This window comes from Aeromonas sp. ASNIH8, from assembly GCF_002919855.1.
Taxonomy (GTDB): Bacteria; Pseudomonadota; Gammaproteobacteria; order Enterobacterales; family Aeromonadaceae; genus Aeromonas; species Aeromonas caviae.
In genome coordinates this window covers 63,117-89,224 of the sequence record NZ_PQLN01000004.1, presented here as the reverse complement: position 1 = coordinate 89,224, position 26,108 = coordinate 63,117, and the positions used below count along the sequence as shown (strand labels likewise).

At 61.7% G+C, this 26,108-nt stretch carries 24 protein-coding genes and 1 pseudogene; 17 read left to right on the top strand and 8 right to left on the bottom strand.

Annotated elements, in window-relative coordinates:
• Positions 1-719, top strand: a pseudogene (locus C3418_RS02440) (ISL3-like element ISAeme19 family transposase); the annotation flags it as partial.
• A gap of 118 nt (positions 720-837) precedes the next feature.
• On the opposite strand, the gene acs reads toward C3418_RS02440, so the two are convergent.
• The 5 genes from acs to C3418_RS02415 form a co-directional block, all read right to left on the bottom strand.
• Positions 838-2,784 carry an acetate--CoA ligase gene (gene acs / locus C3418_RS02435; RefSeq protein ID WP_048207056.1) on the bottom strand — a complete coding sequence of 649 codons (1,947 nt, stop codon included), beginning with the start codon at positions 2,782-2,784 and terminating at the stop codon, positions 838-840.
• 175 nt (positions 2,785-2,959) lie between these two features.
• Entirely contained in the window at positions 2,960-4,747 is a 1,788-nt protein-coding gene (locus C3418_RS02430; protein ID WP_161957686.1) for an EAL domain-containing protein, read from the bottom strand.
• A gap of 106 nt (positions 4,748-4,853) precedes the next feature.
• Entirely contained in the window at positions 4,854-5,222 is a 369-nt protein-coding gene (locus C3418_RS02425; RefSeq protein ID WP_042014461.1) for a hypothetical protein, read from the bottom strand.
• Between the two features lie 7 nt (positions 5,223-5,229).
• Entirely contained in the window at positions 5,230-5,898 is a 669-nt protein-coding gene (gene torD / locus C3418_RS02420; protein ID WP_103857882.1) for a molecular chaperone TorD, read from the bottom strand.
• A gap of 150 nt (positions 5,899-6,048) precedes the next feature.
• The gene (locus tag C3418_RS02415) at positions 6,049-6,336 is read right to left on the bottom strand and encodes a hypothetical protein (protein WP_041215679.1); all 288 of its coding nucleotides are present in this window, start codon (positions 6,334-6,336) and stop codon (positions 6,049-6,051) included.
• 341 nt (positions 6,337-6,677) lie between these two features.
• Here C3418_RS02415 and glyA point away from each other — a divergent pair, with 341 nt between their 5' ends.
• From glyA to C3418_RS02340, 14 genes are all read left to right on the top strand, one after another.
• On the top strand, positions 6,678-7,931 hold the full coding sequence (glyA, locus tag C3418_RS02405; RefSeq protein ID WP_103857880.1) for a serine hydroxymethyltransferase: 1,254 nt from the start codon (positions 6,678-6,680) through the stop codon (positions 7,929-7,931).
• An 87-nt stretch (positions 7,932-8,018) separates the two neighbouring features.
• Positions 8,019-8,453, top strand: a complete 435-nt coding sequence (locus tag C3418_RS02400; RefSeq protein WP_161957687.1) for a hypothetical protein — start codon at positions 8,019-8,021, stop codon at positions 8,451-8,453.
• 134 nt (positions 8,454-8,587) lie between these two features.
• Positions 8,588-9,037 (top strand): transcriptional regulator NrdR, encoded by a 450-nt coding sequence (gene nrdR / locus C3418_RS02395; RefSeq protein WP_010675395.1) that lies wholly within the window; start codon positions 8,588-8,590, stop codon positions 9,035-9,037.
• A gap of 277 nt (positions 9,038-9,314) precedes the next feature.
• Positions 9,315-10,424, top strand: a complete 1,110-nt coding sequence (gene ribD, locus C3418_RS02390) for a bifunctional diaminohydroxyphosphoribosylaminopyrimidine deaminase/5-amino-6-(5-phosphoribosylamino)uracil reductase RibD (protein ID WP_103857878.1) — start codon at positions 9,315-9,317, stop codon at positions 10,422-10,424.
• Positions 10,425-10,479: 55 nt separating this feature from the next.
• Positions 10,480-11,133 (top strand): riboflavin synthase, encoded by a 654-nt coding sequence (locus C3418_RS02385; RefSeq protein ID WP_103857883.1) that lies wholly within the window; start codon positions 10,480-10,482, stop codon positions 11,131-11,133.
• 137 nt (positions 11,134-11,270) lie between these two features.
• On the top strand, positions 11,271-12,380 hold the full coding sequence (ribBA, locus tag C3418_RS02380) for a bifunctional 3,4-dihydroxy-2-butanone-4-phosphate synthase/GTP cyclohydrolase II (protein WP_039040299.1): 1,110 nt from the start codon (positions 11,271-11,273) through the stop codon (positions 12,378-12,380).
• A gap of 133 nt (positions 12,381-12,513) precedes the next feature.
• Entirely contained in the window at positions 12,514-12,984 is a 471-nt protein-coding gene (gene ribE / locus C3418_RS02375; RefSeq protein ID WP_010675391.1) for a 6,7-dimethyl-8-ribityllumazine synthase, read from the top strand.
• 14 nt (positions 12,985-12,998) lie between these two features.
• Positions 12,999-13,412: a transcription antitermination factor NusB gene (gene nusB, locus C3418_RS02370; protein WP_010675390.1), complete on the top strand. Its 414-nt coding sequence runs from the start codon at positions 12,999-13,001 to the stop codon at positions 13,410-13,412.
• Positions 13,413-13,469: 57 nt separating this feature from the next.
• Entirely contained in the window at positions 13,470-14,429 is a 960-nt protein-coding gene (gene thiL / locus C3418_RS02365; RefSeq protein WP_043153245.1) for a thiamine-phosphate kinase, read from the top strand.
• Positions 14,426-14,914, top strand: coding sequence for a phosphatidylglycerophosphatase A (locus C3418_RS02360; protein WP_043153244.1), 489 nt, complete (start codon positions 14,426-14,428; stop codon positions 14,912-14,914). The genes thiL and C3418_RS02360 overlap by 4 nt, the downstream gene beginning before the upstream one ends.
• Positions 14,915-15,561: 647 nt before the next feature.
• Positions 15,562-17,286: an ABC transporter ATP-binding protein gene (locus C3418_RS02355; RefSeq protein ID WP_103857877.1), complete on the top strand. Its 1,725-nt coding sequence runs from the start codon at positions 15,562-15,564 to the stop codon at positions 17,284-17,286.
• A 58-nt stretch (positions 17,287-17,344) separates the two neighbouring features.
• Positions 17,345-18,901, top strand: coding sequence for an ABC transporter substrate-binding protein (locus C3418_RS02350; RefSeq protein ID WP_010675386.1), 1,557 nt, complete (start codon positions 17,345-17,347; stop codon positions 18,899-18,901).
• Between the two features lie 96 nt (positions 18,902-18,997).
• A complete protein-coding gene (locus C3418_RS02345; RefSeq protein WP_010675385.1) occupies positions 18,998-19,972 on the top strand; it encodes an ABC transporter permease in 975 nt (324 codons plus the stop codon).
• A gap of 3 nt (positions 19,973-19,975) precedes the next feature.
• The gene (locus C3418_RS02340; protein ID WP_029314771.1) at positions 19,976-20,917 is read left to right on the top strand and encodes an ABC transporter permease; all 942 of its coding nucleotides are present in this window, start codon (positions 19,976-19,978) and stop codon (positions 20,915-20,917) included.
• Positions 20,918-21,138: 221 nt separating this feature from the next.
• Here C3418_RS02340 and dxs read toward each other — a convergent pair whose 3' ends face one another.
• The 3 genes from dxs to xseB are packed head-to-tail and all read right to left on the bottom strand — an operon-like array spanning position 21,139 to position 24,168.
• A complete protein-coding gene (gene dxs, locus C3418_RS02335) occupies positions 21,139-23,004 on the bottom strand; it encodes a 1-deoxy-D-xylulose-5-phosphate synthase (RefSeq protein ID WP_043153238.1) in 1,866 nt (621 codons plus the stop codon).
• 21 nt (positions 23,005-23,025) lie between these two features.
• Positions 23,026-23,916 carry a (2E,6E)-farnesyl diphosphate synthase gene (gene ispA / locus C3418_RS02330; protein ID WP_052815975.1) on the bottom strand — a complete coding sequence of 297 codons (891 nt, stop codon included), beginning with the start codon at positions 23,914-23,916 and terminating at the stop codon, positions 23,026-23,028.
• Positions 23,917-24,168, bottom strand: a complete 252-nt coding sequence (gene xseB / locus C3418_RS02325; RefSeq protein ID WP_010675381.1) for an exodeoxyribonuclease VII small subunit — start codon at positions 24,166-24,168, stop codon at positions 23,917-23,919.
• 234 nt (positions 24,169-24,402) lie between these two features.
• On the opposite strand from xseB, the gene pomA reads away from it, so the two are divergent.
• Positions 24,403-25,161 (top strand): flagellar motor protein PomA, encoded by a 759-nt coding sequence (gene pomA / locus C3418_RS02320; protein WP_029314770.1) that lies wholly within the window; start codon positions 24,403-24,405, stop codon positions 25,159-25,161.
• Between the two features lie 10 nt (positions 25,162-25,171).
• The gene (locus tag C3418_RS02315; protein WP_042878323.1) at positions 25,172-26,065 is read left to right on the top strand and encodes a flagellar motor protein MotB; all 894 of its coding nucleotides are present in this window, start codon (positions 25,172-25,174) and stop codon (positions 26,063-26,065) included.
• The last annotated feature ends 43 nt before the right edge of the window (positions 26,066-26,108 follow it).

Genomic DNA, 26,108 nt, shown 5'->3' with positions numbered 1-26,108 from the left:
GACACCGCTATGCCACCGTGATCATGGATGCCGAGCGAACCCGCGTCCTGTGGGTGGGGCACGGCAACAGCCGGGCCGCTATCCGTCCCTTCTTCGAGCAGCTCGGCGAGCGATGCCAGCAGATTGAGGCGGTGGCGATGGACATGAACACGGCGTTCGACCTGGAGGTGAAGCAACACTGCCCGCAGGCGGAGGTGGTCTACGACCTGTTCCACGTGGTGGCTCGCTATGGCCGAGAGGTGGTGGACCGGGTGCGAGTGGAGCAGGCGAATGCACTGAAAAGCGATAAACCGGCGCGAAAAGTGGTCAAAAGTGCGCGTTGGTTGCTGCTACGTAATCGGGCGAAGCTGAGTGAAAAACAGGATGTGAAGTTGCAGGAGCTGTTGGCGGCGAATCAACCGCTGGCGATGGTGTACGTGCTGAAAGAGGCGTTGAAGGGCATCTGGTATGCGCCGAGCGTGTGGGAAGGATGGCGACGATGGCGGAGCTGGATGCGGCAGGTGAAGGAAAGCGGGCTAGCGCCGCTGCAACGATTTGGTCGAAATTTATCGAAATATATGCGGGGGATCCTGGCGAGTGCAAACTACCCGATGCACACGAGTGTGCTGGAAGGGGTGAACAACAAGATCAAAGTGATAAAGCGCATGGCATATGGATTTAGGGACTCAGAATACTTTTTTCTGAAAATCAAGGCGGCCTTCCCCGGAAAGCCGCGATGAACCTATTTATTGGCCTGGTTTGCCCGCAAGCCCTGCCTGCCACCGAACTCTGCTCTGTCCGGATCCCGAAGACAACAAAGCCGGCACGTGGCCGGCTCTGTTGACGTGGGGAAGAGACTCACGCCGCTTCCGACTTCTCGCGGATCAGCTTGTCCACGACCCCCGGATCCGCCAGGGTGGAGATATCCCCCAGGCTGTCGGTTTCGCCGGTGGCGATCTTGCGCAAGATACGCCGCATGATCTTGCCGGAACGGGTCTTGGGCAGCCCCTCGGCCCAGTGGATCACGTCCGGGGTCGCGATGGCGCCAATCTCCTTGCGCACCCACTCCTTCACTTCCTTGTGCAGCTCGCGGCTCGGCTCCTCCCCGGCGATCAGGGTGACATAGGCGTAGATGCCCTGTCCCTTGATCTCGTGGGGAACGCCCACCACCGCCGCTTCGGCGATTTTCGGATGGGCCACCAGAGCGGACTCGATTTCGGCGGTACCCATGCGGTGGCCGGAGACGTTGAGTACATCATCCACCCGGCCGGTGATCCAGTAGTAGCCGTCCTCGTCGCGACGGGCACCGTCGCCGGTGAAGTAGCGACCCGGGAAGGTGGAGAAGTAGGTCTGCTCGAAGCGCTCGTGATCGCCGAACACGGTACGCATCTGGCCGGGCCAGGAGTCGGTGATCACCAGGTTGCCCTCGGTGGCGCCTTCCAGCGGCTCACCCAGGTTGTCCACCAGAGCAGGCTGTACTCCGAAGAAGGGACGAGTGGCCGAGCCGGGCTTGAGCGCGGTGACGCCGGGCAGCGGAGTGATGAGGATGCCGCCGGTCTCGGTCTGCCACCAGGTGTCGACGATGGGGCAGCGCTCGTCGCCGATGGTGCGGTAGTACCACTCCCAGGCTTCCGGGTTGATGGGTTCACCCACCGACCCCATGATGCGCAAGCTGGTGCGGGAAGTGCCTTCGACAGCCTCCTTGCCCTTGGCCATCAGTGCGCGAATGGCGGTGGGGGCGGTATAGAGGATGGTGACCTGGTGTTTGTCCACCACCTGACTCATGCGGTTGGTGGCCGGGTAATTGGGCACCCCTTCGAACATGACGGTGGTGGCACCGTTGGCCAGTGGCCCGTAGACCAGATAGGAGTGACCGGTTACCCAGCCCACGTCGGCGGTACACCAGTAGATGTCCTCTTCGTGGTAATCGAACACGTATTTGAAGGTGAGGGCGGCATAGACCAGATAGCCGCCCGTGGTGTGCAGCACACCCTTGGGTTTGCCGGTGGAGCCGGAGGTGTAGAGCACGAACAGGGGATCTTCGGCGCCCATGGCTTCGGGCGGACAATCCGGGCTGGCGGCGTTGACCGCATCATGCCACCAGATGTCTCTGTGATCGTGCCAGGCCACGTTGCCACCGGTGCGCTTGAGGACGATCACCTTGCTGACCTTGGTATCCGGGTGGGTAAGGGCCTCATCCACGTTCTTCTTGAGGGGGATGGGGCGACCGCCTCGCAACCCCTCGTCGGCGGTGATGACGACGGAGGCGCCGGAGTCGATGATGCGGCCCGAGAGCGCCTCCGGCGAGAAGCCGCCGAAGACGATGCTGTGCACGGCCCCGATGCGGGTACAGGCCAGCATGGCGATGGCCGCCTCCGGCACCATGGGCATATAAAGGCAGACCATGTGGCCACGCTTGACCCCCTGGGCTTTGAGCACGTTGGCAAACTTGCACACTTCGGCGTGCAGTTCGCGATAGGTGATCTTGCGATCTTCGGCCGGGTTGTCCCCTTCCCAGATGATGGCGACCTTGTCGCCGCGCTCGCTCAGATGGCGATCCAGGCAGTTGGCCGAGACGTTGAGCAGGCCATCCTCATACCACTTGATGGAGACGTGGCCCGGATCGTAGGAGGTGTTCTTGACGCGGGTGTAGGGGGTCATCCAGTCGAGGATCTTGCCCTGCTCCCCCCAGAAGGCGTCCGGATCCTGCACCGACGCCTGATACATGGCTTCATAACCTTCCTTGTCCAGCAGGGCGCCGTTGCCGATGTGGGCCTTGACCGGGTAGACCTTGCTCTCGCTCATCTCTCACTCCTGTGAATACATTTTCTTAATGATTGAGTAACAACTTATACCTTTGGTTCCCGAGGGCAATTAGACTTTTGGATAGCGACGAAGATAGCAGGTGAGAGGACACGTTGAGAGCAAAGAAGGGAGCCATGGGCTCCCTTCTTTGCTTTCGTGGTGGCGCGGCCAAGGCTCAATGGCGGACGGGGAGCAGGGAAGGCAGCTGGGGTTCTGGCAGGGGATGGCTGAACAGGTAGCCCTGTCCCTCCTCGCAACGCAGGGATTGCAGGAACTGGCGCTGGGGCTGGGTTTCTATCCCTTCCGCCGTAACGGCCATGCCGAGGGAGGTGGCTAGCTGGACTATGGTACGGCACAGCTCGCGGCTGTGCTTGTCGTCGGGCAACGCCTGGACGAAGGCCCTGTCTATCTTGATGCGATCGATGGGCAGGCTCCTGAGCAGGCTCAGGGAAGAGAAACCGGTGCCGAAGTCGTCGATGGCGATCTGTACCCCCAGCGCCTTGAGGCGGGTGAAGAGCCGCAGACTGTGATCCACGCTCTGGATGATGCTCTCGGTCACCTCGATCTCCAGCCGCTCGGCAGGAAAACCGGTCTCGGCCAGAATGGCTGTCACCCGCTCCACGTAGTCGTGGGAGCGCATCTCCCTGACCGACACATTGACCGAGAGCCTGGGCACGGCGAGCCCTTCGGCCAGCCACTGCTGCCCTTGCCGGCAGGCGGTGCGCATCACCCATTCTCCCAGCGGTTCGATGAGACCGCACTCCTCTGCCACCGGAATGAAACGGTCCGGGGATATCATGCCAAGGCTGGGATGCTGCCAGCGGATCAGGGCCTCCAGGCCGCTGAGATGACCATCCGCCAGATCCGTCATGGGTTGGTAGAGCAGGCGAAACTCTTGCTGCTCAATGGCCTTGAGCAGTCCCTGCTCCAGCAGCATCCGCTCCCTGGTCTGTGCCGTCATGTCGGGGGAGTGGAACAGATAGCCGTTGCGGCCACGGCGCTTGGCTTCATGCATGGCGTTGTCCGCCGCGCTGATAAGGCTGTCCGGGGTCTGGCCATGCTCCGGATAGAGGGAGACGCCGATGCTGGCGGAGAGCCTCACCCGCTCCTGGGCGATGTCGGCGGGATCGTGCAGCCTGCGTTGCAACCCCTCGATGAGACCCAGCAGATCCCGGGTGTCTCTGATGGCGGGCAGCAACACCAGAAATTCGTCTGCCCCCAGCCGGATGGCGATGTCTCCGGGGCGCAGGCAGTGGCGAATGCGGTCTGCCGACAGCTTGAGCAGCAGATCGCCGGCACTGTGCCCCAGGTTGTCGTTGATGAGCTTGAAGCCGTCGAGATCGATGAACAGCAGCGCCAGGACGTGGCGGTTCACCCTGGCCGTCTCTATCTCCAGAGTGAGGCGCTCTTGCAGCAGATGGCGATTGCCGAGATCGGTGAGGGGATCGTAATAGGAGAGGTGCTGCAGGCGGGCTTCGGCCTGATAGAGACGCAGTGCATGAAGGTGGGTCATCTCCTGCAGGCCGGGGGACGCGGGTGCGTCGAGGTGGGTGCTTGTCTGTACGGACTCCCTCATCACGAGGAAGATGCCGCTGAAGATGCCCTCCTCATCCAGCACGGAGCTGACGCTCACTTGCCAGCGTGCGGGGGAGGCCGCGCGGGAGAAACCGACCGTCTCCACCTCAAATGCGCATCGGGGGGCCCCTTGTCGCAGTTGTTGAAACAGCGGGAGCAGCTGGGGAGTCTGGGCAGGGACAATGTCGAACAGCGTCTTGCCCGGGTGCTCTGCCCGCGCGAGGCCGGTCAGTTCGGCAAAGCGTCCGTTGACGTCGCGGCACCTGAATTCGTGATCGAAGACCCCAATCCCGACGGGCGCCTGGGCGAACAGCTGTTGCAACTCGTAGGGAGAAAGCGGGCCTGACAAATGCCGTGTCGGAACCGATTCGGGCAGCACTTTTTCCATGGAGGCTCCTGAATTGATTGCTTTGTCATTTGGACGACTGTGTCAGTATGGCAGGAAGTGTCAGGAGAGAAATAAAGTGTGAGAAGGGTGTGAAATCAACGAGATGTCAGCCTTTCTGGCGGCCAAATGCCTGGATCCCGCGAACGAATACCAGCCAGCCCACCAGATGAAACGGCAACGCCATGGCGTAGAGCACCAGCCAGTGGCTCTCGGTGCCGCTGCTGTTGATGAAATCTGCCCAGGCGGCGAGCAGGGCCAGCATGCCCGCTATCTGGAAACGGCGACGCAGCACCACTTCCACCCCGAGATTGGCGAGGTAGAGGGTCAGCAGGATGCCGGCAAAGCCGGTGAGCTGGGCGGTGCCGTAGAGCGCGCGGTCCGGGTTGAACAGCAGCGTCACGAGGGGAGTGAGACCCTGATCCAGCGGGATCAGGGCCAGCAGCCAGCATGCGATAAGAAGCAGGGCTGTCTTCATGCCGGGCTCAGTCGGCGGACGGTGCCGGTTTGACCAGGGAGAGGTAGTTGGCGTCCATCTTGAGGAACACCCCCAGCAGGCGTGCACTGGCACCGTAGAAGCCAAACGTGTCGGCGGCCCGGCAGGCCTGCTCGAAGCGCTCGAACCAGCCCAGCAGGTGACCGTGCAGCAGGGACTCCTGCTCGCCAAGCCACGCCTCGCGCTGGTCGGCGGTGGTCGACTCGGCGGCGCGGATGATGAGGCTGCCCATCAGATCCAGCTCGATGGCCAGATGATCGGCAGGCTCATTGTACTTGTCGCTGACATTGATGCCGAGGCGAGCGAGGCGTGCCTGCATCTCGGTCATGGGGGCCTGCATCAGCTGCTTGCCTTCGCCCCGGTAGAGGGATTCGTAGGGCAGGGCACCCTGCCCGGGAGCGCTCAGGAACAGGCCGGCGAAGTCGGCGGCCAGCGCCGTCTGGCGCTCGGGGCGCACCAGCAGGCGGGCGATGGCGTCGTTGAGCTCGGCCACGGCTTCGCGCATGGGGTCGAGAGTAGAGAGGCTCTTCAAGAAGCTACGCACGTCATAGGTGTCGTATTCAGCGATCTGTGCATCACTGAGTTCGGCAGCAAACAGGGTGGAAAACCACCAGTAAAGCTCGGCCCGGCGTTCGCTGGTCGCCATGAATTCCTGCATTTTTCCTCCGTGGATGACAATCGGGAGCCTTGATGGCCCCCGATTCTAACGACTTTAAAAATAAAGGAAACTCATGGGGTCTTTTGGCCGGATAGCGCCAGGAGAGGGGGGCGCTATTGCGGGATCACCGTGGGCGACGAGGAGACCGACCTACTCCTCGACGCGATAGAGCGCCTGCTTGCAACGGGGGCAGATGTGCTGGCGGCGATAATCCACCTGGTGCACCAGGCCGACCTCCCGCTGCTGATGGTGACCGCAATGGATGCAGAAAATGAGATCCCCGTCGGCGGCGCCGGGATGGGCCGCCAGGTACTGCTCCCGGGTGGGAAGTGTCTCCCAGTTGGCGGTGCAGGCACCCTTGCGGCTGGCGGTGTAGTAGACCCAGTAGAAGAGAGCGAAGACCGCGACAATCACGAACAGCATCAGATGATCCATCATGGCGTTTCCCCTTGTGTTCCGGGATGGCAGGGAGCGACACCCGCTCGTGCAGATGTCCCATGGCCTAAAGATGTTATCTGTTAGTAAATGCTATATCCATGATCTGGCTCTGGTTTCTATCGCCTTGCCCGGAAAGCGGAGACGATGGCTGGAGCCGGATTGCGGGTGTGGGGAGGTCGGGGGGATGAGCGAAGCCAGGGGGCGGGATTCGAAATTTGCGACGTATTTTACATTTTATAAACAATTTTTTGGGTGGTTGGACTGTCTCTTTGATCCAGCTCACGTTACAATGCGCGGGCCCACTTCACCTATCGCGCAAACGATTTTCAGGAGATAAACGGATGTTGAAACGTGACATGACCATCGCTGGCTATGATCCAGAGCTGTGGCAGGCCATCACAGACGAGACCCGTCGTCAGGAAGAGCACATCGAGCTGATTGCGTCCGAGAACTACACCAGCCCCCGCGTCATGGAAGCCCAGGGCTCCCAGTTGACCAACAAGTACGCCGAAGGCTACCCGGCCAAGCGTTACTACGGCGGTTGCGAGTATGTGGATGTGGTTGAAACCCTGGCCATCGAGCGCGCCAAAGAGCTGTTCGGTGCCACCTACGCCAACGTGCAGCCGCACTCCGGTTCTCAGGCCAACAGCGCCGTCTACATGGCCCTGCTGCAACCGGGCGACACCGTGCTCGGCATGAACCTGGCCCACGGCGGTCACCTGACCCACGGCTCCCCCGTCAACTTCTCCGGCAAGCTGTACAACATCATCCCCTACGGCATCGACGAGTCCGGCAAGATCGACTACGACGAGATGGAGCGCCTGGCCGTTGAGCACAAGCCGAAGATGATGATCGGCGGCTTCTCCGCCTACTCCGGCATCGTCGACTGGGCCCGCATGCGCGAAATCGCCGACAAGATCGGTGCTTACCTGTTCGTGGACATGGCCCACGTGGCCGGTCTGATTGCCGCCGGCGTCTACCCGAACCCGGTGCCCCACGCTCACGTGGTCACCTCCACCACCCACAAGACCCTGGCCGGTCCGCGCGGTGGTCTGATCCTCTCCGCCGCCGACGACGAAGATCTGTACAAGAAGCTGAACTCCGCCGTCTTCCCGGGTGGTCAGGGCGGCCCGCTGATGCACGTCATCGCCGGCAAGGCCGTGGCCTTCAAGGAAGCGCTGGAGCCCGAGTTCAAGACCTACCAGGCCCAGGTCGTGAAGAACGCCAAGGCCATGGCGGCGACCTTTATCGAGCGCGGCTACAAGATCGTCTCCGGCGGTACCGACAACCATCTGATGCTGGTTGACCTGATCGGTCGCGAGCTGACCGGCAAAGATGCCGACGCAGCCCTCGGCAAAGCCAACATCACCGTTAACAAGAACTCCGTACCGAACGACCCGCGTTCCCCGTTCGTGACCTCCGGCGTGCGTATCGGCACCCCGGCCATCACCCGCCGCGGCTTCAAGGAAGCCGAGTCCATCCAGTTGGCCAACTGGATCTGCGACGTGCTGGACAGCCACGACAACGAAGAAGTGCTGGCGACCGTGCGCGAGAAGGTGCTGGGCATCTGCCGCCGCTTCCCGGTCTACGCATAATCAGCCTGACCTTCAGGTTGAAGACCAATGCCACCCTCGGGTGGCATTGTTTTTTGCAGCGTCTGGCAAGATGAGACAGAGGTGACCATGTGCGATGACATGGAAGAGGACGCGCTGGAGGCGTCACTGCGGCAGACGGTTCGCGCCCAGTACCACTTTCGTGCCAGCGAACAGGGGCTGCTGGCCTGGGATGTGCGCCGCTTGATCCGGCTGAGCCGCAACCTGTCGGTGCAGGCGGTGGCACTCGGCGAGATTGCCGAGCTTGACCGCGACCACTGGTACGGCCATGGCGACGCCACGCCCACGGTGCGCAGCGTGGTAGCGCATTGCCAGCTCATGATGGCGGCGGATCTCGCCTATCCCATCCTGCTGGACAGCGCCGGTCGGGTGATGGATGGCATGCACCGGGTGGGCAAGGCGCTGATGCTGGGTCACAGCCATGTGGCTGCTCGCCGGTTCGCGGCGGATCCTGCCCCCGATTACCAGGATTGCGACCCCGAGGCGTTGCCCTATGACGACTGAGTCCTGTCCGAAGGCCTGGCTGGTTGTCCCTTGTTTTCATGGGCTTTTACCGGTTCTGGATGGCCGTGTTACACTGGCCGGCCTAGCGCCAGCCCTCGGGGCCCGCGCCCATTTTCATCCACGCCGGAGGTCAGATGCATTGCCCTTTCTGTAGTGCCGTTGATACCAAGGTGATCGATTCCCGTCTGGTGGCCGAGGGCCATCAGGTGCGCCGCCGTCGCGAATGCCTGCTCTGTCACGAGCGTTTTACCACCTTCGAAATGGCCGAACTGGTCATGCCCCGCGTCATCAAGTCCAACGGCTCCCGCGAGCCCTTCAACGAAGACAAACTGCGGGCCGGCATTCTGCGGGCGCTGGAGAAGCGGCCGGTGAGCATGGAGGCCATCGAGAAGGCAGTCAACCACATCAAGTCCCGCCTGCGGGCCACCGGCGAGCGGGAGGTGGCCTCCCAATTGGTGGGCAATCTGGTGATGGATGAGCTCAAGAGCCTGGACAAGGTGGCCTACATCCGCTTTGCCTCCGTCTACCGCAGCTTTGAAGACATTCGCGAATTCGGGGAAGAGATCGCCAAGCTGGAGAAGTAACGCCGGCCTGCGGCTCCCTATGTGAATAAGAGAGGGGCTACCGTTGCGGCAGCGCCAGTTGTTACACCAGTGAGACATCCAGATAGTGCATCGTTGCACTGGTGAAAAAGTATGAGGGCGTGCGGCCGCATTCTGCGATGTGTGTGCCCGTCGCCATGGCGTCAGATGCCATGGCCGATCTGCCCGAGAAGGCGTGCGGCAAGCGCGTACACCCTATTTTCTTGTCCCATCGGATGGCCGTGCCACGGGGGACAGGTTGCTGGACACAGGAGCCCGGATGTTTAGTCAAGACGATTACCAATGGATGAGCCGGGCCCTCGAACTGGCCCGGCGCGGCCGTTACACCACGGCTCCCAACCCCTGCGTCGGCGCCGTGCTGGTGAAGGCCGGCGTGGTGGTGGGGGAGGGCTGGCACAAGCGGGCCGGTGAGCCCCATGCCGAGGTCTATGCCCTGCACGCGGCAGGGGAAGAGGCCCGCGGTGCCACCGCCTATGTGACCCTGGAGCCCTGCTCCCATCATGGTCGCACGCCGCCCTGCGCCGAGGCGCTCATCAAGGCCGGGGTGACCCGGGTGGTGGCTGCCATGGTGGATCCCAATCCCCAGGTGGGCGGGCGCGGCCTGCGGATGCTCTCCGAGGCGGGGATCAAGACCGATTTCGGCCTGCTGGCCGCGGAAGCCGAGGCCCTGAACCCCGGTTTCTTCAAACGGATGCGCACCGCGTTTCCGCTGGTGACGGTCAAGCTGGGGGCGAGCCTGGATGGTCGCACCGCCATGGCGAGTGGCGAGAGCCAGTGGATCACCTCTCCGGAGGCGCGCCGGGACGTGCAGCGGCTGCGGGCACGTCACGATGCAGTCCTCTCCAGCGCCGACACCGTGCTGGCGGATGGTGCCTCCCTCACCGTGCGCTGGGACGAGCTGCCCCCCTCGGTCAAGGCGATCTATCCCAAAGAGACCCTGCGCCAGCCGCTGCGGGTCATCGTGGATTCGCAAAACCGGCTCACCCCGGATCTGCCCCTGTTCCAGAGCGAGAGCCCGGTACTGCTGGCCCGCCACAAGGCATCCGGTGAGTGGCCCGCCTGGGTGCAGCAGCTGGAGGTGCCGCTGCTGGATGGCAAGCTGGATCTGGTCAGCCTCTTCATGCTGCTGGCCAAACAGAATGTCAACTCGGTACTGGTGGAGGCGGGGCCTCGGCTGTGCGGCGCCCTGCTGGAGAAGGGGCTGGTGGACGAGCTGGTGCTCTATCAGGCGCCCAAACTGATGGGGGATGAGGGGCGCGGTCTGTTCCATCTGACGGGGCTGACCCGGCTGTTCCAGGCCCCCAAACTCAACCTCAAGGATGTGCGCATGCTTGGCCAGGATATTCGCATCACTGCGAAAATAGCCTGATTTTTCAATGTTCACGGGGGCATCCATCGCCCCCGTCATCAGCAAGGTGATCTGCATGTTTACCGGAATTATCGAAGCGGTGGGAACCCTGGCCGAGCTGCGTCGCCAGGGGGAGGACATGGCCCTCACCGTGCACGCGCCTACCCTGGACTTCAGTGACGTCAAGCTGGGCGACTCCATCGCCACCAACGGCGTCTGCCTCACCGTGGTGGCGCTCGGGGATCACAGCTATACCGCCGACGTCTCCCTGGAGACCCTCTCCCGCACCGGTTTTTCTGCCGCCAAGGTGGGGGAGCCGGTCAACCTCGAGAAGGCGCTGATGCCCACCTCACGCCTCGGCGGCCACCTGGTCTCCGGCCACGTGGACGGCATCGGCGAGGTGAAGAGCAAATCGTCCAGCGGCCGCGCCATCGAATACTGGATCAAGGCGCCGGGGGAGCTCTCCCGCTACATCGCCGAGAAGGGGTCGATTGCGGTGGATGGCATCAGCCTCACCGTCAACGCGGTTCAGGGGGATCTGTTCCGGCTGACCATCGTGCCCCACACCGCCCAGGAGACCACCATCGCCCGCTGGAAACCCGGCTACCGGGTCAACCTCGAGGTCGACCAGATAGCCCGCTATCTGGAGCGGCTGATGACGGGCAAGCGCGAGCAGAGCAGTGCCTCTACCCTGACCCTGGAAAAGCTGGCCCAGTCTGGATTCTTGTGAGCCGTTTTGACGGGAAAACGCGGTTCTGTGATCCCGCGCGGATTGAAACGGGGCCGCGTGCCCCCATCTAGAGCACAATACGCAGTATCAAGTCGAGCCGACTGGCTCAATCCCCAAGCATGTTGATGGAGTAGCCCATGGCGCTGAGCACGACCCAGGAAATCATTGCCGATATCAAGGCTGGCAAGATGGTGATCCTGATGGATGACGAAGACAGGGAGAACGAAGGGGACCTGATCATGGCCGCCTCCTGTGTCCGCCCGGAAGACATCAACTTCATGGCGCGCTACGGTCGTGGCCTCATCTGCCTGACCCTGACCCGGGATCGCTGCAAGCAGCTGGCGCTGCCGCTGATGGTCGATCGCAACAATGCCCAGTTCTCCACCGCCTTCACCGTCTCCATCGAGGCGGCGGAAGGGGTGACCACCGGCATCTCCGCCGCCGACCGCGCCGTCACCGTGCAGGCCGCGGTGGCGCCCCATGCCAAGGCCGCCGATCTGGTGCAGCCCGGCCACATCTTCCCGCTGATGGCGCAGGATGGCGGTGTGCTGACCCGCGCCGGCCACACCGAAGCGGGCTGCGATCTGGCCCGGCTGGCCGGCTTCGAGCCAGCCTCCGTCATCGTCGAGATCCTCAACGAAGACGGCACCATGGCCCGGCGCCCGGATCTCGAGATCTTCGCCGAGCAGCACGGCATCAAGCTTGGCACCATTGCCGACCTTATCGAATACCGCAACCAGCACGAGACCACGGTAGAGAAGGTGGCCGAGTGCAAGTTGCCCACCGAATACGGCGAGTTCGACCTCGTCACCTTCCGCGACACCATCGACAACCAGGTGCACTTCGCCCTGAAGAAAGGGGACGTGAAGGCCGACCAGCCGACCCTGGTACGGGTGCACCTGCACGACGTGCTGAGCGATCTGCTGCTCACCGACCGCCACAGCGCCCGCAGCTGGCCGCTGCCCAAATCCATGGCCCGCATCGCCGACGAGGGCGGGGTGCTGGTGATCCTGGGGGCGGAAGCCCATGGCGCCGAGCTGCTGGCCAGGGTCAAGGGTTTTGAAGCCGCCGACAAGGGGCTGGCACCGGAAGGGGCCAAGTGGCAGGGCACCTCGCGCCGGGTCGGTGTCGGCTCCCAGATCCTCAAGGCGCTGGGGGTCGGCAAGATGCGCTTGTTGAGCTCTCCCAAGAAGTACCATGCCCTCGGTGGCTTTGGTCTGGAAGTGGTGGAGTACGTCGGCGAGTAAGCGCTGCGTACGGTTGAATTCATCACCATGGCCGCCCGTTGCGGCCATGGTTTTTTGTCGCGGCTCTGTTGTGCTAGAATGCGTGCACTTTTGAGCCCGGCCCCTAATTGATTGCACAGAGACAGGATTTCCAATGAAGATTATCGAAGGAAATATCGCCGCTCCCGAGGCGCGTGTTGCTATTGTCGTTGCCCGTTTCAACAGCTTCATCAATGACAGCCTGGTGAACGGCGCGCTGGACGTGCTGAAGCGTCAAGGTCAGGTCCAGGAGAGCAATCTGACCCTGGTGCGCGTACCGGGGGCCGTCGAAATTCCCCTGGCGGCCAAGAAGCTGGCCAAGAGCGGTCAATACGACGCCATCGTCGCACTCGGCACCGTCATCCGCGGCGGTACCTACCACTTCGAACTGGTAGCGAGCGAGAACGGCAAGGGTCTGGCCCAGGTAATGATGGAATACGACATTCCCGTTGCCTTCGGCGTGCTGACCACCGAAAACATTGAACAAGCCATCGAACGCGCCGGTACCAAGGCGGGTAACAAGGGTGCAGAGGCTGCACTGAGCGCGCTCGAAATGATCAACGTCCTGAAACAACTGGACGTGTAACGAGGAGAAATGCATTGAAACCGTCCGAGCGCCGTAAGGCCCGCCATTGCGCCACCCAGGCCATCTACCAGTGGCAGATGACCCAGGCCAACGTGGGAGACATCGAAGAGCAGTTCAAGATCGATCAGGACACTAAGGGTGTGGACCTGAACTATTTCCGCGATCTGCTGTTCGGGGTAGCGGTCCACTGCAACGAGCTGGACAAGGTGTTCGCGCCTTTCCTCTCCCGTCCGCTGGAAGAAGTGGACATGGTGGACAAGGCGATCCTGCGTCTGGCGACCTACGAGCTGACCCGTCGTGAAGATGTGCCGCCGCGCGTGGTGATCAACGAAGCGATCGAGCTGGCCAAAGCCTTCGCCGCCGATGACAGCCACAAGTTTGTCAACGGCGTCCTGGACAAGGTGATCAAGACGCTGCCCAAGCGCTGATCCTGCTGTCCGTCAGCAATTAAGAGAGGAGCCAGCTTATTGCTGGCTTTTTACTGTATGGGTGAATTTGAGCTGATTGAGAAGTACTTCAAGGTCCCCCACGCCCGCAAGGACGTGGTGATGGGCCCTGGAGATGACTGTGCCCTACTGACCCTGCCCCCCGACGCCCAGTTGGCGGTGAGCACGGACACCCTGGTGAGCGGCGTGCACTTCTTCCCCGACATGGATCCGGTGGATCTCGGCTACAAGGCGCTGGCGGTCAATCTCTCCGATCTGGCCGCCATGGGTGCCGAGCCGCGCTGGGTCTCCCTGGCCCTGACCCTGCCCGCCATCAACGAGCGCTGGGTCGCCGGTTTCGCCGAAGGGTTCCTCGAGCTCGCCGAGTACTACAACGTGGCGCTGGTGGGGGGGGACATGACCCGCGGGCCCCTCTCCATCACCGTCTCGGTGAAAGGATCGGTCCCGGCAGGTCGCGCCCTGCTGCGCAGCGGCGCCAAGGCCGGTGACGGGGTCTACGTGACCGGTACCCTGGGAGATGCCGCCCTGGCGCTCTCCCACCTGCTGGGCAAGCGCACCCTCAACGAGAACCAGCTGGCGGCCGTGCTGCCGCGCCTCGACCATCCCCATCCCCGCATCCTGGCCGGTCAGGCCCTGCGCGGGCTGGCCAGCAGCGCCCTGGATCTCTCCGACGGCCTGGCGTCTGATCTCGGCCACATCCTCAAGGCGTCCGGCGTGCGGGCCCAGATCGATCTCAACCTGCTGCCCCTCTCCCCCGTGTTGCAGGATGCGGTACCGGCCATGGATGCCTGGCAGCTGGCTCTTGCCGGGGGCGACGACTACGAGCTCTGCTTCACCGTGCCCCAGGAGCATCACGGCGCCCTGGACACGGCGCTGGCCAATTGTGGCGTGAAGTTCACCCGCATCGGTCGCATCCTGGCCGGGGAGCCTGGCATCGACTACCTGCAGGACGAACAACCCGTCGAACTGCACCTCAAGGGCTGGGATCACTTCGCATGATGTCTTTCAAGATAAAGCCCGAACTGACGCGGCTGAACCTTAAAAACCCGCTCCACTTCCTTGCGGTTGGGTTTGGCTCCGGCCTCTCCCCCAAGGCGCCGGGCACCATGGGGACCCTGGCAGCCATCCCGCTCTATCTGTTGGTGAGCGGGCTGCCGACCTCCTGGTTCATCGTCCTGCTGGTGGTGGGTTTCGTGGCGGGCATCCGCATCTGCCAGAGCGCCACCGACGCCATCGGGATGCCGGATCACGGGGCTATCGTCTGGGACGAGGTCATCGGATTCGGGGTCACCATGATTGCGGCCCCGGCCGGCTGGGAGTGGGTGCTGGCGGGTTTCGTGCTGTTTCGCCTATTCGACGTGCTCAAGCCCTGGCCCATCTCCTGGTTCGATCGCCGCATTCACGGCGGGCTTGGCATCATGCTGGACGATCTCATCGCCGGCCTGTTTGCCCTGGCCTGCATGCAACTGCTTGCCCACTGGTGAGGGGAGGTGGCTCCCGAACGCCCGTCTCGTTGTTTTTTCACTCATCTCCTCTTGCAAAGAGGTCGGATATACCGCACACGCAGGCCCTGAGGGGCCTGCGTTTTTTTGTATGCAATCCCTCCCGGCTTGCCGTGCCGGCGGGCCTGTGGCCTAGGTTGATCCTTCTGCATTGTCCCTATTTAGCTCTGCCTATTTTTCCTTACTCCAGATATGCTGCCGTCAAAAAATCATTTCACATAAATATTCACTACTCATTCGAAGCTGGTCAGCATAATGCTGATAGTGAATAAGATGGTTTGTTGCTATTTTGTTGAAACATAATTGGTTGATGGTCTCGCATTGCCAGCGTAATCTCTGGTAATGTGACTTTTATCGACATTTTAACCCCAGGGTGTCGGCATCCTCTGGGCAAAGTATTGCGAAATTGTATAACTGGATCATTTACACCCGCGGGCAAACCGACTAACTTACTCGCGGGTTATTCCAAAAAAATGCAAAAAACCCGCCCGGATCGCTGGTTTGGCTGCCTCATGGATTGAGCGTTAATTACACAACAACGGCTCTCGAGCAGTACCAAGGCACAACCAGCATCTGCGGCTGATTTACGGACGAATTATTTGGGACGGATGTCCCCCGCAGAGGTAACCATGTCCTTGCTTGAAGTCAAAAACTTGCGGATCGAGTACCCCTCCCGCTACGGGGTGCTTGCCGCGGTCAAGGATCTCTCTTTTTCTGTTGAAAAGGGCGAGATCGTCGGCGTCGTCGGTGAGTCCGGCGCTGGCAAATCCACCATCGGCAACGCCGTCATCGATCTGTTGAGCCCGCCCGGTCGCATCGCCCGTGGTGACATCTACCTCAACGGCGAGCTCATCTCCGGCAAGAGCCAGAACGAGATGCGGGCCATTCGTGGCTCGCGCATCGGTTTCATCTTCCAGGATCCCATGACCTCCCTCAACCCGCTGTTCACCGTGGAGCAGCAGCTGGTGGAGACCATCCTCGCCAACACCGACCTGTCCTGCGAGGCGGCCTTTGCCAAGGCCCTCGAGCTGATGGGGGCGGTGGGGATCCCGAACCCGGATGTGCGCATCAAGCAGTATCCTCACCAGTTCTCCGGTGGCATGCGCCAGCGGGTGGTGATCGCCATCGCCCTCTCCGGGGATCCCGAGCTCATCATCGCCGATGAGCCGACCACGGCGCTGGACGTCTCCATCCAGGATCAGATCCTCCAGCTCATCCGCAACCTGTGCAAAGAGCGCCAGGTAGGCTGCATGCTGGTGACCCATGACATGGGGGTGGTCTCCAACGTCACCGACAAGGTGGCGGTGATGTACCGCGGCGATCTGGTGGAGTTCGGCACCACGGAACAGGTGCTGGGCCGCCCCAATCACCCCTATACCCGCAGCCTCATCTCGGCGGTGCCCCGCTCGGATGTGAAGCTGGTGCGCTTCCCTCTGGTCTCCTATATCGAGGATGCCGGTGCGGCGGATACCAGCATCGATCTCAAGACCCACTGGCTCGGCCAGAGTCAGGACGAGCGCACCTATGAAGGCGCGTTGTTGCGGGTGGAGAACGTGGATCTGAAGTTCGTCACCAAGGATTCCATCTTCCCGAGCCGCCGCCAGTACGTGCGGGCCTGCAACAACATCAGCTTCGAGATCTTCGAGGGTGAGACCTTCGGTCTGGTGGGGGAGTCGGGCTCCGGCAAATCCACCATCGCCCGTGCCATCACCGGGCTCTATCCGCCCGATACCGGCAAGATTGTCTTCGAGGGGATCGATCTCACCGCCCTGAAAGGGGAGCACGAGCGTCGCCCCCTGCGCCGCCAGATGCAGATGGTGTTCCAGAACCCGTACTCTTCGATGAACCCGCGCATGAAAGTGCGTGACATCATCGCCGAGCCGATCCGCTTCCACCGCCTCGCCGAGAGCGAGCGGCAGATAGAGCAGATCGTCGGGGACCTGCTGGATCACGTGGGCCTGGGCCGCGGCGCCGGGGTCAAGTATCCCCACGAGTTCTCAGGTGGCCAGCGCCAGCGCATCTCCATTGCCCGCGCCCTGGCGACCCGCCCGCGTTTCCTCATCTGCGACGAGCCCACCTCGGCGCTGGATGTCTCGGTGCAGGCCCAGATCCTCAACCTGCTCAAAGACTTGCAACAGGAGCTTGGGCTCACCATGCTGTTCATCAGTCACGATCTGCCGGTCATCCGCCAGATGTGCGACCGCATCGGTGTGATGCAGCACGGTCATCTGGTGGAAGTGGCCGAGACCGAGAAACTGTTCACCAATGCCGAGCATGAGTACAGCCGCAAGCTGATCTCCCTCATGCCGGAATTCAAGGGAATGTCCCGCGAGGGGCTGGAAATCGCAAGCTAGGAAAGCACCGGTTCGCCGGTTTGTCTGTCAATAAAAAGCCAAAAGCATGGAGAAAGACATGAAGAAAGGATTATCCAAGATCGCCATGGCGCTGTTCGCCGCTGGTCTCGCGTTCAACGTTTCTGCTGCCGACATCAAGGTCGCCGTCGCGTCCGACGCCACCTCGCTGGACCCGCAGGAGCAGCTCTCCGGTCAGACCCTGGAGATGTCTCACCTGGTGTTCGACCCCCTGATGCGTTACACCCAGGATCTGCAGTTCGAGCCGCGTCTGGCCGAGAAGTATGAGCGCATCGACGACAAGACCGTCCGTTTCCACCTGCGCAAGGGTGTGAAGTTCCACTCCGGCAACGACTTCACCGCCGATGACGTGGTATGGACCGTCAACCGTCTGAAGGCCTCCCCGGACTTCAAGGCGATCTTCGACCCCATTGCCGAAGCCAAGAAGGTGGATGATTTCACCGTGGATCTCGTCACCGCCAAGCCGTTCCCGCTGGTGCTGCAGACCGTCACCTATATCTTCCCGATGGACTCCAAGTTCTATAGCGGCAAGACCGAGGCGGGCAAGGACAAGGCCGAGATCGTGAAGAACGGTGACTCCTTCGCCTCCACCAATGTCTCCGGTACCGGTCCGTTCAGCGTCAAGTTCCGCGAGCAGGGCGTGAAGCTGGAATACGTGCGCAACGCCAACTACTGGGACAAGGCCTCCAAGGGCAACGTCGAGAACCTGACCGTAGTACCGATCAAGGAAGACGCCACCCGTGTTGCAGCCCTGCTGGGCGGCGACGTGGACATGATCTACCCGGTTGCCCCGAACGATCTGGAGCGCGTGAAGAACGGCAAGGATTCCCAGCTGGTCACCCTGTCCGGTACCCGTGCCATCATCATCGAGCTGAACCAGAACACCAACCCGGCGCTGAAAGACAAGCGCGTGCGTCAGGCGATCAACTACGCCATCAATCAGGTGGGCATCGTCGACAAGATCAACAAGGGCTTCGGTACCCCGGCCGGCCAGCTGAGCCCGAAAGGCTACGCAGGCTACAACGAGGCGCTCAAGCCCCAGTATGATCTGGCCAAGGCCAAGGAGCTGATGAAGGAAGCCGGTTACGAGAAGGGCTTCAAGATGAGCTTCATCTCCCCGGCTGCTCGCTACGTCAACGACGTCAAGATTGCCCAGGCCGTCTCCGCCATGCTGTCCAAGATCAACATCAAGGTGGATCTGAAGACCATGCCGGTGGCCCAGTACTGGCCGGAGTTTGACAAGTGCGCAGCTGACATGCAGCTGATCGGCTGGCACTCCGACACCGAAGACAGTGCGAACTTCTTCGAGTTCCTGACCTTCACCAAGGATGCCAAGACCGGCATGGGTCAGTACAACTGCGGCGGTTATGCCAACGCAGAAGCTGACAAGATGGTGATGGAAGCCAACACCGAGACCGATCCTGCCAAGCGTGCCGCCATCCTGCAGAAGGTGGAAGCCATGCTGATCGACGACGCTGCCTATGTGCCGCTGCACTGGGAAGACCTGGCCTACGGTGCCAAGAAGAACGTCGACATCAAGCCGGTGGTCAACGTGATGAACTTCCCTTATCTGGGTGACCTGGTGGTCAACAAGTAAGCGAAGCGTTTAAGGAAGGACCCGGCGGGGCACCCATGGTTGCCCCGCCATTAACAGAAGCCTGTGCCAAGACACAGGCCACGTAGAAGGACAAGCATGTTTACATTCCTGCTGAAACGGTTCTATCAGGCCGTGATAGTGATGTTCGTCATCAGCCTGGTCGCCTTCTCCATCCAGGACAACCTGGGGGATCCGCTGCGCGAGCTGGTGGGACAATCCGTCTCCGAGTCCGTGCGCCAGGAGCTGCGCGACAAGATGGGACTCAATGATCCCTTCCTCGTGAAATACAGCCGCTTCTTGAAGAACGCGGTACACGGGGATCTGGGCACTTCCTATTTCTTCAAGCGACCAGCCCTCGAGGTTATCCTCGACAAGCTGGTGGCTACCCTTGAGCTGGTGTTTGCCGCCGCGCTCATCATCGTCGTGGTCTCCATTCCGCTGGGGGTTTATTCGGCGATAAGACCGCGCAGTTTCCTGACTAAGCTCATCATGGCGGTGAGCAGCATCGGCATCTCGATCCCGGTCTTCCTGACCGCCATCATGCTGATGTACCTCTTCTCCATCCAGCTGGGCTGGCTGCCGGCCTATGGCCGTGGCGAGACTTACAACCTGCTGGGCTGGGAGTCGGGATTCTTTACCTGGGACGGTATCCTGCACCTGGTGCTGCCTGCGGTCTCCCTCTCCTCCATCATGCTGCCGCTGTTCATCCGGCTGGTGCGCTCGGAGATGCTGGAGCAGCTCTCCTCCGAGTACGTCAAGTTTGCCCGTGCCAAGGGGCTGGACAACAACAAGGTCTACTACCAGCACGCCCTGAAGAACACCATGCTGCCGGTCATCACGGTGGGCGGTGTGCAGATCGGAACCATGGTGGCCTACACCATCTTGACCGAGAGCGTGTTCCAGTGGCCGGGGACCGGCTTCCTCTTCCTTGAGGCGATCCACCGGGTCGATACGCCGCTGATCACAGCCTACGTCATCTTCGTCGGCCTCATTTTCGTGGTGACCAATACCCTGGTCGACCTGCTCTACGGGTTGATCAACCCGACCGTCAACCTGACCGCCAAGGGGTAACAGATGACTAATGCTGTAACTGCAAGCCCAAGCCGTTGGGCACGTTTTAAAAATTCCGACATCGTCTACTACTTCCTGCGGGACAAGGTAGCCATGTTCAGCTTTGCGGTGTTTGTGGTCTTCGTGCTGGCGGCTCTGCTGGCACCCTGGATCGCACCGCACAACGTCTATGACCAGACCAGCTTCGATCTGATGGATGCGGAGCTGCCTCCCTCCTGGCTGGAAGGGGGCGAGGCCCGCTTCTGGCTCGGGACCGACAACCAGGGACGCGACATCTGGAGCACCATCCTCTATGGCGCCCGCATCTCGCTGACCATTGGTCTGTTCGCGGTGGGGCTGCAGCTGGTGCTCGGTATCGTCATCGGTCTGATGGCCGGTTACTTTGGTGGTCGCATCGACAACCTGCTGATGCGCTTTGCCGATGTGCAGCTGTCGTTCTCCACCATGATGGTGGCCATTATCATCTCCGCCATCTTCCAGGCGACCTTTGGCTCCGAGTTCTACTCGAAGTTCGCCATCCTGATGCTGGTAGTGATCATCGGTATCGCCGAGTGGCCCCAGTATGCTCGGACGGTGCGCGCCTCCGTGCTGGCGGAGAAGAAGAAGGAGTATGTGGAAGCGGCTCAGGTGATGGGGTTCCGCGCCCCGCGCATCATGTTCCGCCACATTCTGCCGAACTGCCTGTCACCCATCCTGGTCATCTCCACCGTGCAGGTGGCGAACGCCATCATGAGCGAGGCGGCCCTCTCCTTCCTGGGTCTGGGGATGCCGGTGGATCAACCGTCCCTGGGGTCGCTCATCAGCGTGGGCTTCAACTACATCTTCTCCGGATCCTGGTGGATCACCGCCTTCCCGGGCCTCTGCCTGGTGGTGCTGGTGCTGGTGATCAACCTGCTGGGTGACTGGCTGCGGGATGTGTTCAACCCGAAGATCTACAAGGGCTGATAAACCTTTCCACGAACTGGCTGCGAGGCCGTGATCAAGGTTCAAGTGCTGCTCGCTTATGTGGAACCAAGGAGTGTTCAGGTATGTCTCGGTTCCTGAGCGGCTTGTAACCTTGTTGACGGCCTTCTCGCGACAGTATGTGAACAGGGTTGGTCTGGCACAGTGAATAACAAAAAAGGGCGCCATCAGGCGCCCTTTTTTATTGCTTGCGATAACCCTTGTCAGGCCTGCAGCCAGCTCTCGATGCGGGTCTGAATGCCCACGCTGTCCAGCCCCAGCAGGGCGTAGATCTCATCCTGGGTGCCCTGCTCGATGAAGCGGTCCGGCAGGCCGAGGTTGAGCACCGGTTTGCACTGCTTGCAGCCCATCAGCAGCTCGTTCACCGCAGAGCCTGCACCGCCCATGATGGCGTTGTCCTCAAGGGTGACGAACTGATCGTGGGAGGCGGCCAGAGAGAGCACCAGCGCCTCGTCCATGGGTTTGACGAAGCGCATGTCCACCAGGGTGGCATCCAGCGCCTCGGCGGCTGCTCTGGCCTGTTGCAGCAGGGTGCCGAACGCCAGGATGGCGGTCCCCTTGCCCTCGCGAACGACACGTCCCTTGCCGAGGGGCAGGGCCTGCATCTCACTCTCGGCCTGGATACCGGTGCCGCTGCCACGGGGGTAGCGCACCGCCGCTGGCCCGTTGCACAGATAGCCGGTGTAGAGCATCTGGCGGCACTCGTTCTCGTCGGACGGGGTCATCACCACCATGTTGGGCACGGTACGCAGGAAGCTGATGTCGAACGCCCCCTGATGGGTCGGGCCGTCGGCCCCCACCAGACCGGCCCGGTCGATGGCGAAGAGCACCGGCAGGTTCTGCAGCGCCACGTCGTGGATAAGCTGGTCATAGGCCCGCTGCAGGAAGCTCGAATAGATGGCGACCACGGGTTTCTGGTCGGCGATGGCGAGACCGGCGGCGAAGGTGACCGCATGTTGCTCGGCGATGGCCACGTCGAAGTAGCGATCCGGATATTGCTGGCTGAATTTCACCAGACCGGAGCCTTCGCGCATGGCGGGGGTGATACCGACCACGCGCTCGTCCTTGGCGGCGATATCGCACAGCCACTGACCGAAGATGGCGGAGAAGGTGGGTTTGCCACCGGCGCTCTTGGGCAGGGCACAGTCATCCGGGTTGAATTTGGGGACGGCGTGATAACCGATGGGATCTTTTTCCGCCGGCTCGTACCCCTTGCCCTTCTTGGTCTTGACGTGCAGCAGCTGGGGACCCTTGAGGTTGCGCATGTTGCGCAGGGTTTCGACCAGGGCATGGATGTCGTGACCGTCGATGGGGCCAATGTAGTTGAAGCCGAACTCCTCGAACAGGGTGCCGGGTACCACCATGCCCTTGAGGTGCTCCTCGGCCCGCTTAGCGAGCTCCTTGACCGGCGGCAGACCCGCCAGCACCTTCTTGCCCCCCTCGCGAATGGTGGTGTAGAGCTTGCCGGACATCAGCCTGGCGAGGTGATTGTTCAGGGCCCCCACGTTCTCGGAGATGGACATCTCGTTGTCGTTGAGCACCACCAGCATGTCCTTGTGGACGTCGCCGGCGTGATTGAGGGCCTCGAAGGCCATGCCGGCGGTGATGGCGCCATCACCGATGACCGCGACCACCTTGCGGCCAAGCCCTTCGCTCTCGGCCGCCACCGCCATACCGAGCGCTGCCCCGATGGAGGTGCTGGAGTGGCCCACGCTGAGCACGTCGTACTCGCTCTCTTCCCGCCAGGGGAAGGGGTGCAGGCCATCTTTCTGGCGAATGGTGTGAATGCGTTCCCGTCGTCCGGTCAGGATCTTGTGGGGATAGGCCTGGTGGCCTACGTCCCACACCAGCCGATCGAAGGGGGTGTTGTAGACATAGTGCAGGGCAACCGTCAGCTCGACGGTGCCAAGGCCGGAGGCGAAGTGGCCGCTGGAGCGGCTCACCGAGCGCAGCAGATACTCGCGCAGCTCGTTGCACACCACGGGCAGCCGCTCGAAGGGGAGGGATCGCAAATCGACCGGCGTGTCTGCGAGGGCCAGGTTGGGGAAATCGCTAATATCAACGCTCATATTGTTACTGTTATCCAGCGTTTAGTGGGTTCGCTCGATGATGTAATCGGCAAACGCTTCCAGAATGTCGGTATTGTAGGGCAAGGATTGCAGGGCTGTTAAGGCCTTGTCATGCAGTTCGCGAGCCAGCTCACGGGCATTGTCGAGTCCGAGCAGGGCCGGATAGGTACTCTTTTCCAGCGCCAGATCCGAGCCTTGCGGCTTGCCCAGGGTGGCAGTATCGCCCGTGATGTCGAGGATGTCGTCCTGCACCTGGAAGGCGAGTCCGATGGCGGCGGCATAGGCTTGCAGGGCGGTGAGGGTGGCGGGTTCCACGTCAGCCTTGCACAGGGCGCCGAGCGTCACGGCGCACTCGATGAGGGCCCCGGTCTTGTGGCGGTGCACCTGCTCCAGCTCGGCGAGGCTGATCCGGCGCCCTTCGGCGTCCAGATCCAGTGCCTGACCGCCGCACATGCCGAGATAGCCGGACGCGCGGGCCAGGGCACTCAGCATCCGCACCCGGTTGGCCATCAATGTATCGGGCATGGGGTGGTCGGCCAGAATGGAAAACGCCAGGGTCTGCAGGGCATCGCCCGCCAGGATGGCTGTGCCTTCATCGAAGGCCTTGTGTACGGTGGGCTGACCACGACGCAGGTCGTCGTCATCCATGGCGGGCAGGTCGTCGTGCAGGAGGGAGTATGCGTGAATGCACTCCACGGCGGCGGCGGGGCCATCCAGCAGTTCGCTCTTGACGCCCAGCATCTCGCCGACGGCATAGACCAGGAAGGGGCGCACCCGTTTTCCACCGAGCAGCAGGCCGTATTTCATCGCGTCCCGCAAACGTGGCGCCATGGCGGGCAGGGCGTCAAGCTGTGCCGAGAGGCAATCGTCGATGCGGCGCCGATGCAGGCGGGAGAAATCGTCCAGGGTCACTCACTCCTCTCCTTGTTCTGCTCGAAAGGGGACCGCTTGCTCGCTGCCATCGGCCTGGGTCAGGAGGATCTGGATCTTCTGCTCGGCCTGTTCCAGCTTCTGCTGGCCGGCGCGCACCAGATGGATGCCCTGTTCGAATTGTTTGAGTGCCTCCTCGAGGGGGAGCGAGCCCTGTTCGAGTTGATGCACTATGGTTTCCAGCTCTTCCAGGGTGGCATCAAAACTCAGACGGTCGATTTTTTTACTGGCCATGTCCATCCTCGGGGATTGAAAAAAACGGCTCATCTTAACATCGACCGGCCACAGGGGGGAGGCAGAAAAACGCGGCGTCCTCAAACTATCCTGACCCTGGCCGATAAGAACGGGCATGCAACCACGCATTGCCGATCGGCGATTGCGGTGTACCGGGCTTGCTGCCGGGGGCGCAATAGCAGAAAATTCAACGCAATATAATGAGACGGCACGTTCGGCGACAGGAGTAGGGATGTGGATTTAGGGAGTCTGATAGGCTTAGTGCTGGGGTTCGGGGTCGTGGTATACGGCATGTTGCTGGGCGGCCCCATGAGCATGTATGTGGACATGCCATCGGTCTACATCACCATACTGGGGTCCGTGTTCATCTGCATGATGAAATTCAACCTCGGTCAGTTTCTGATGGCCTTCAAGGTCGCGGGCAAGGCCTTCATGTACAAGGGGGACAAGCTCGACGATCTCATCACCAAGGCGGTGGAACTGGCGGATGCGGCCCGCAAGGGGGGCTTTCTGGCCCTGGAGGCGGCGGAGATCCCCAATACCTTCATGAAGAAGGGCATCGACATGCTGGTGGACGGCCATGATGCCGACGTGGTGCGTGCGGTGATGGAGAAGGACATCGAACTGACGTCCGAGCGTCACGCCACGGCCATCAAGGTGTTCCGCTCCCTGGGGGATCTCGGTCCGGCCATGGGCATGATCGGTACCCTGGTGGGGTTGGTGGCCATGCTGGCCAACATGAGCGACCCCAAATCCATCGGTCCGGCCATGGCGGTGGCCTTGCTGACGACCCTGTATGGCGCCATCGAGGCCAACATGATTGCCATCCCCATCGCTGACAAGCTGGAACTGCGTAGCGGCGAGGAACAGTTGAGCCGGACCCTGATCCTCGACGCCATCATGGGGATCCAGGATGGACAGAACCCGAGGGTGATCCAGGCCATGTTGCAGAACTACCTGAATCAGTCCAAACGCAACAACGGGACCGAATAGGAGCGCACAGATGGCAAAGTGCAAGTGCCCGCCTCCCGGATTGCCCGGTTACATGGGAACCTTCGCGGATCTCATGTCTCTGCTGATGTGCTTCTTCGTGCTCTTGCTCTCCTTTGCCGAGATGGATGTGCAGAAGTTCAAGCAGATCGCCGGTTCCATGGAGAAGGCGTTCGGGGTGCAGAACATCCTGGAGGTCAAGGATATCCCCAAGGGAACCTCGGTCATCGCCCAGGAGTTTCGTCCTGGTCGCCCCGAGCCGACGCCTATTGACACCATCATGCAGCAGACCATCGACATGACCCAGACCGAGCTGGATTTCCAGCCAGGGGATGCGGACAAGGCGGGTGGACATGACAAGACCGAAGGTCAGCAGAGCGGCGGCGATACCGCCCAGGAGGCCCAGAAGGCGCAGGAACAGTCCAACACCCTGGCCAAGGCACTGGCGGAGCAGATGCAGGCCCAGATCCAGGATGGGGCCATCGAGATAGAGGCGCTGGGTCAGCAGATCATCATTCGCATTCGTGAGAAAGCGGCGTTCCCGGCGGGATCCGCCTTCCTGCAACCCCAGTTCTGGCCGGTGATCCGCAAGGTGGCTGCGCTGCTCAAGGATGTGCCGGGGGAGATCACCGTCTCCGGCCACACCGACAATGTGGCCACCGAGGACGAGTTGTTCCAGTCCAACTGGGAGCTTTCATCCCAGCGGGCGGTGGCGGTTGCCCACCAGATGATCAAGGTGCCCGGTTTTGACGGCAATCGTCTGGTGGTGCAAGGGATGGCGGATTCCCAGCCGCTGGTGCCCAACAATAGCCCGGAGAATCGGCGCATGAACCGACGTGTCGAGATCGCCATCATGCAGGGCAAACCGACGGTGTCGGCTCCGCTTGGCGTCTCGGAATCCAAGTAACGCTGGCCCAAAGCGGGATCCCGCTCGCAGGGGCTGACATGGA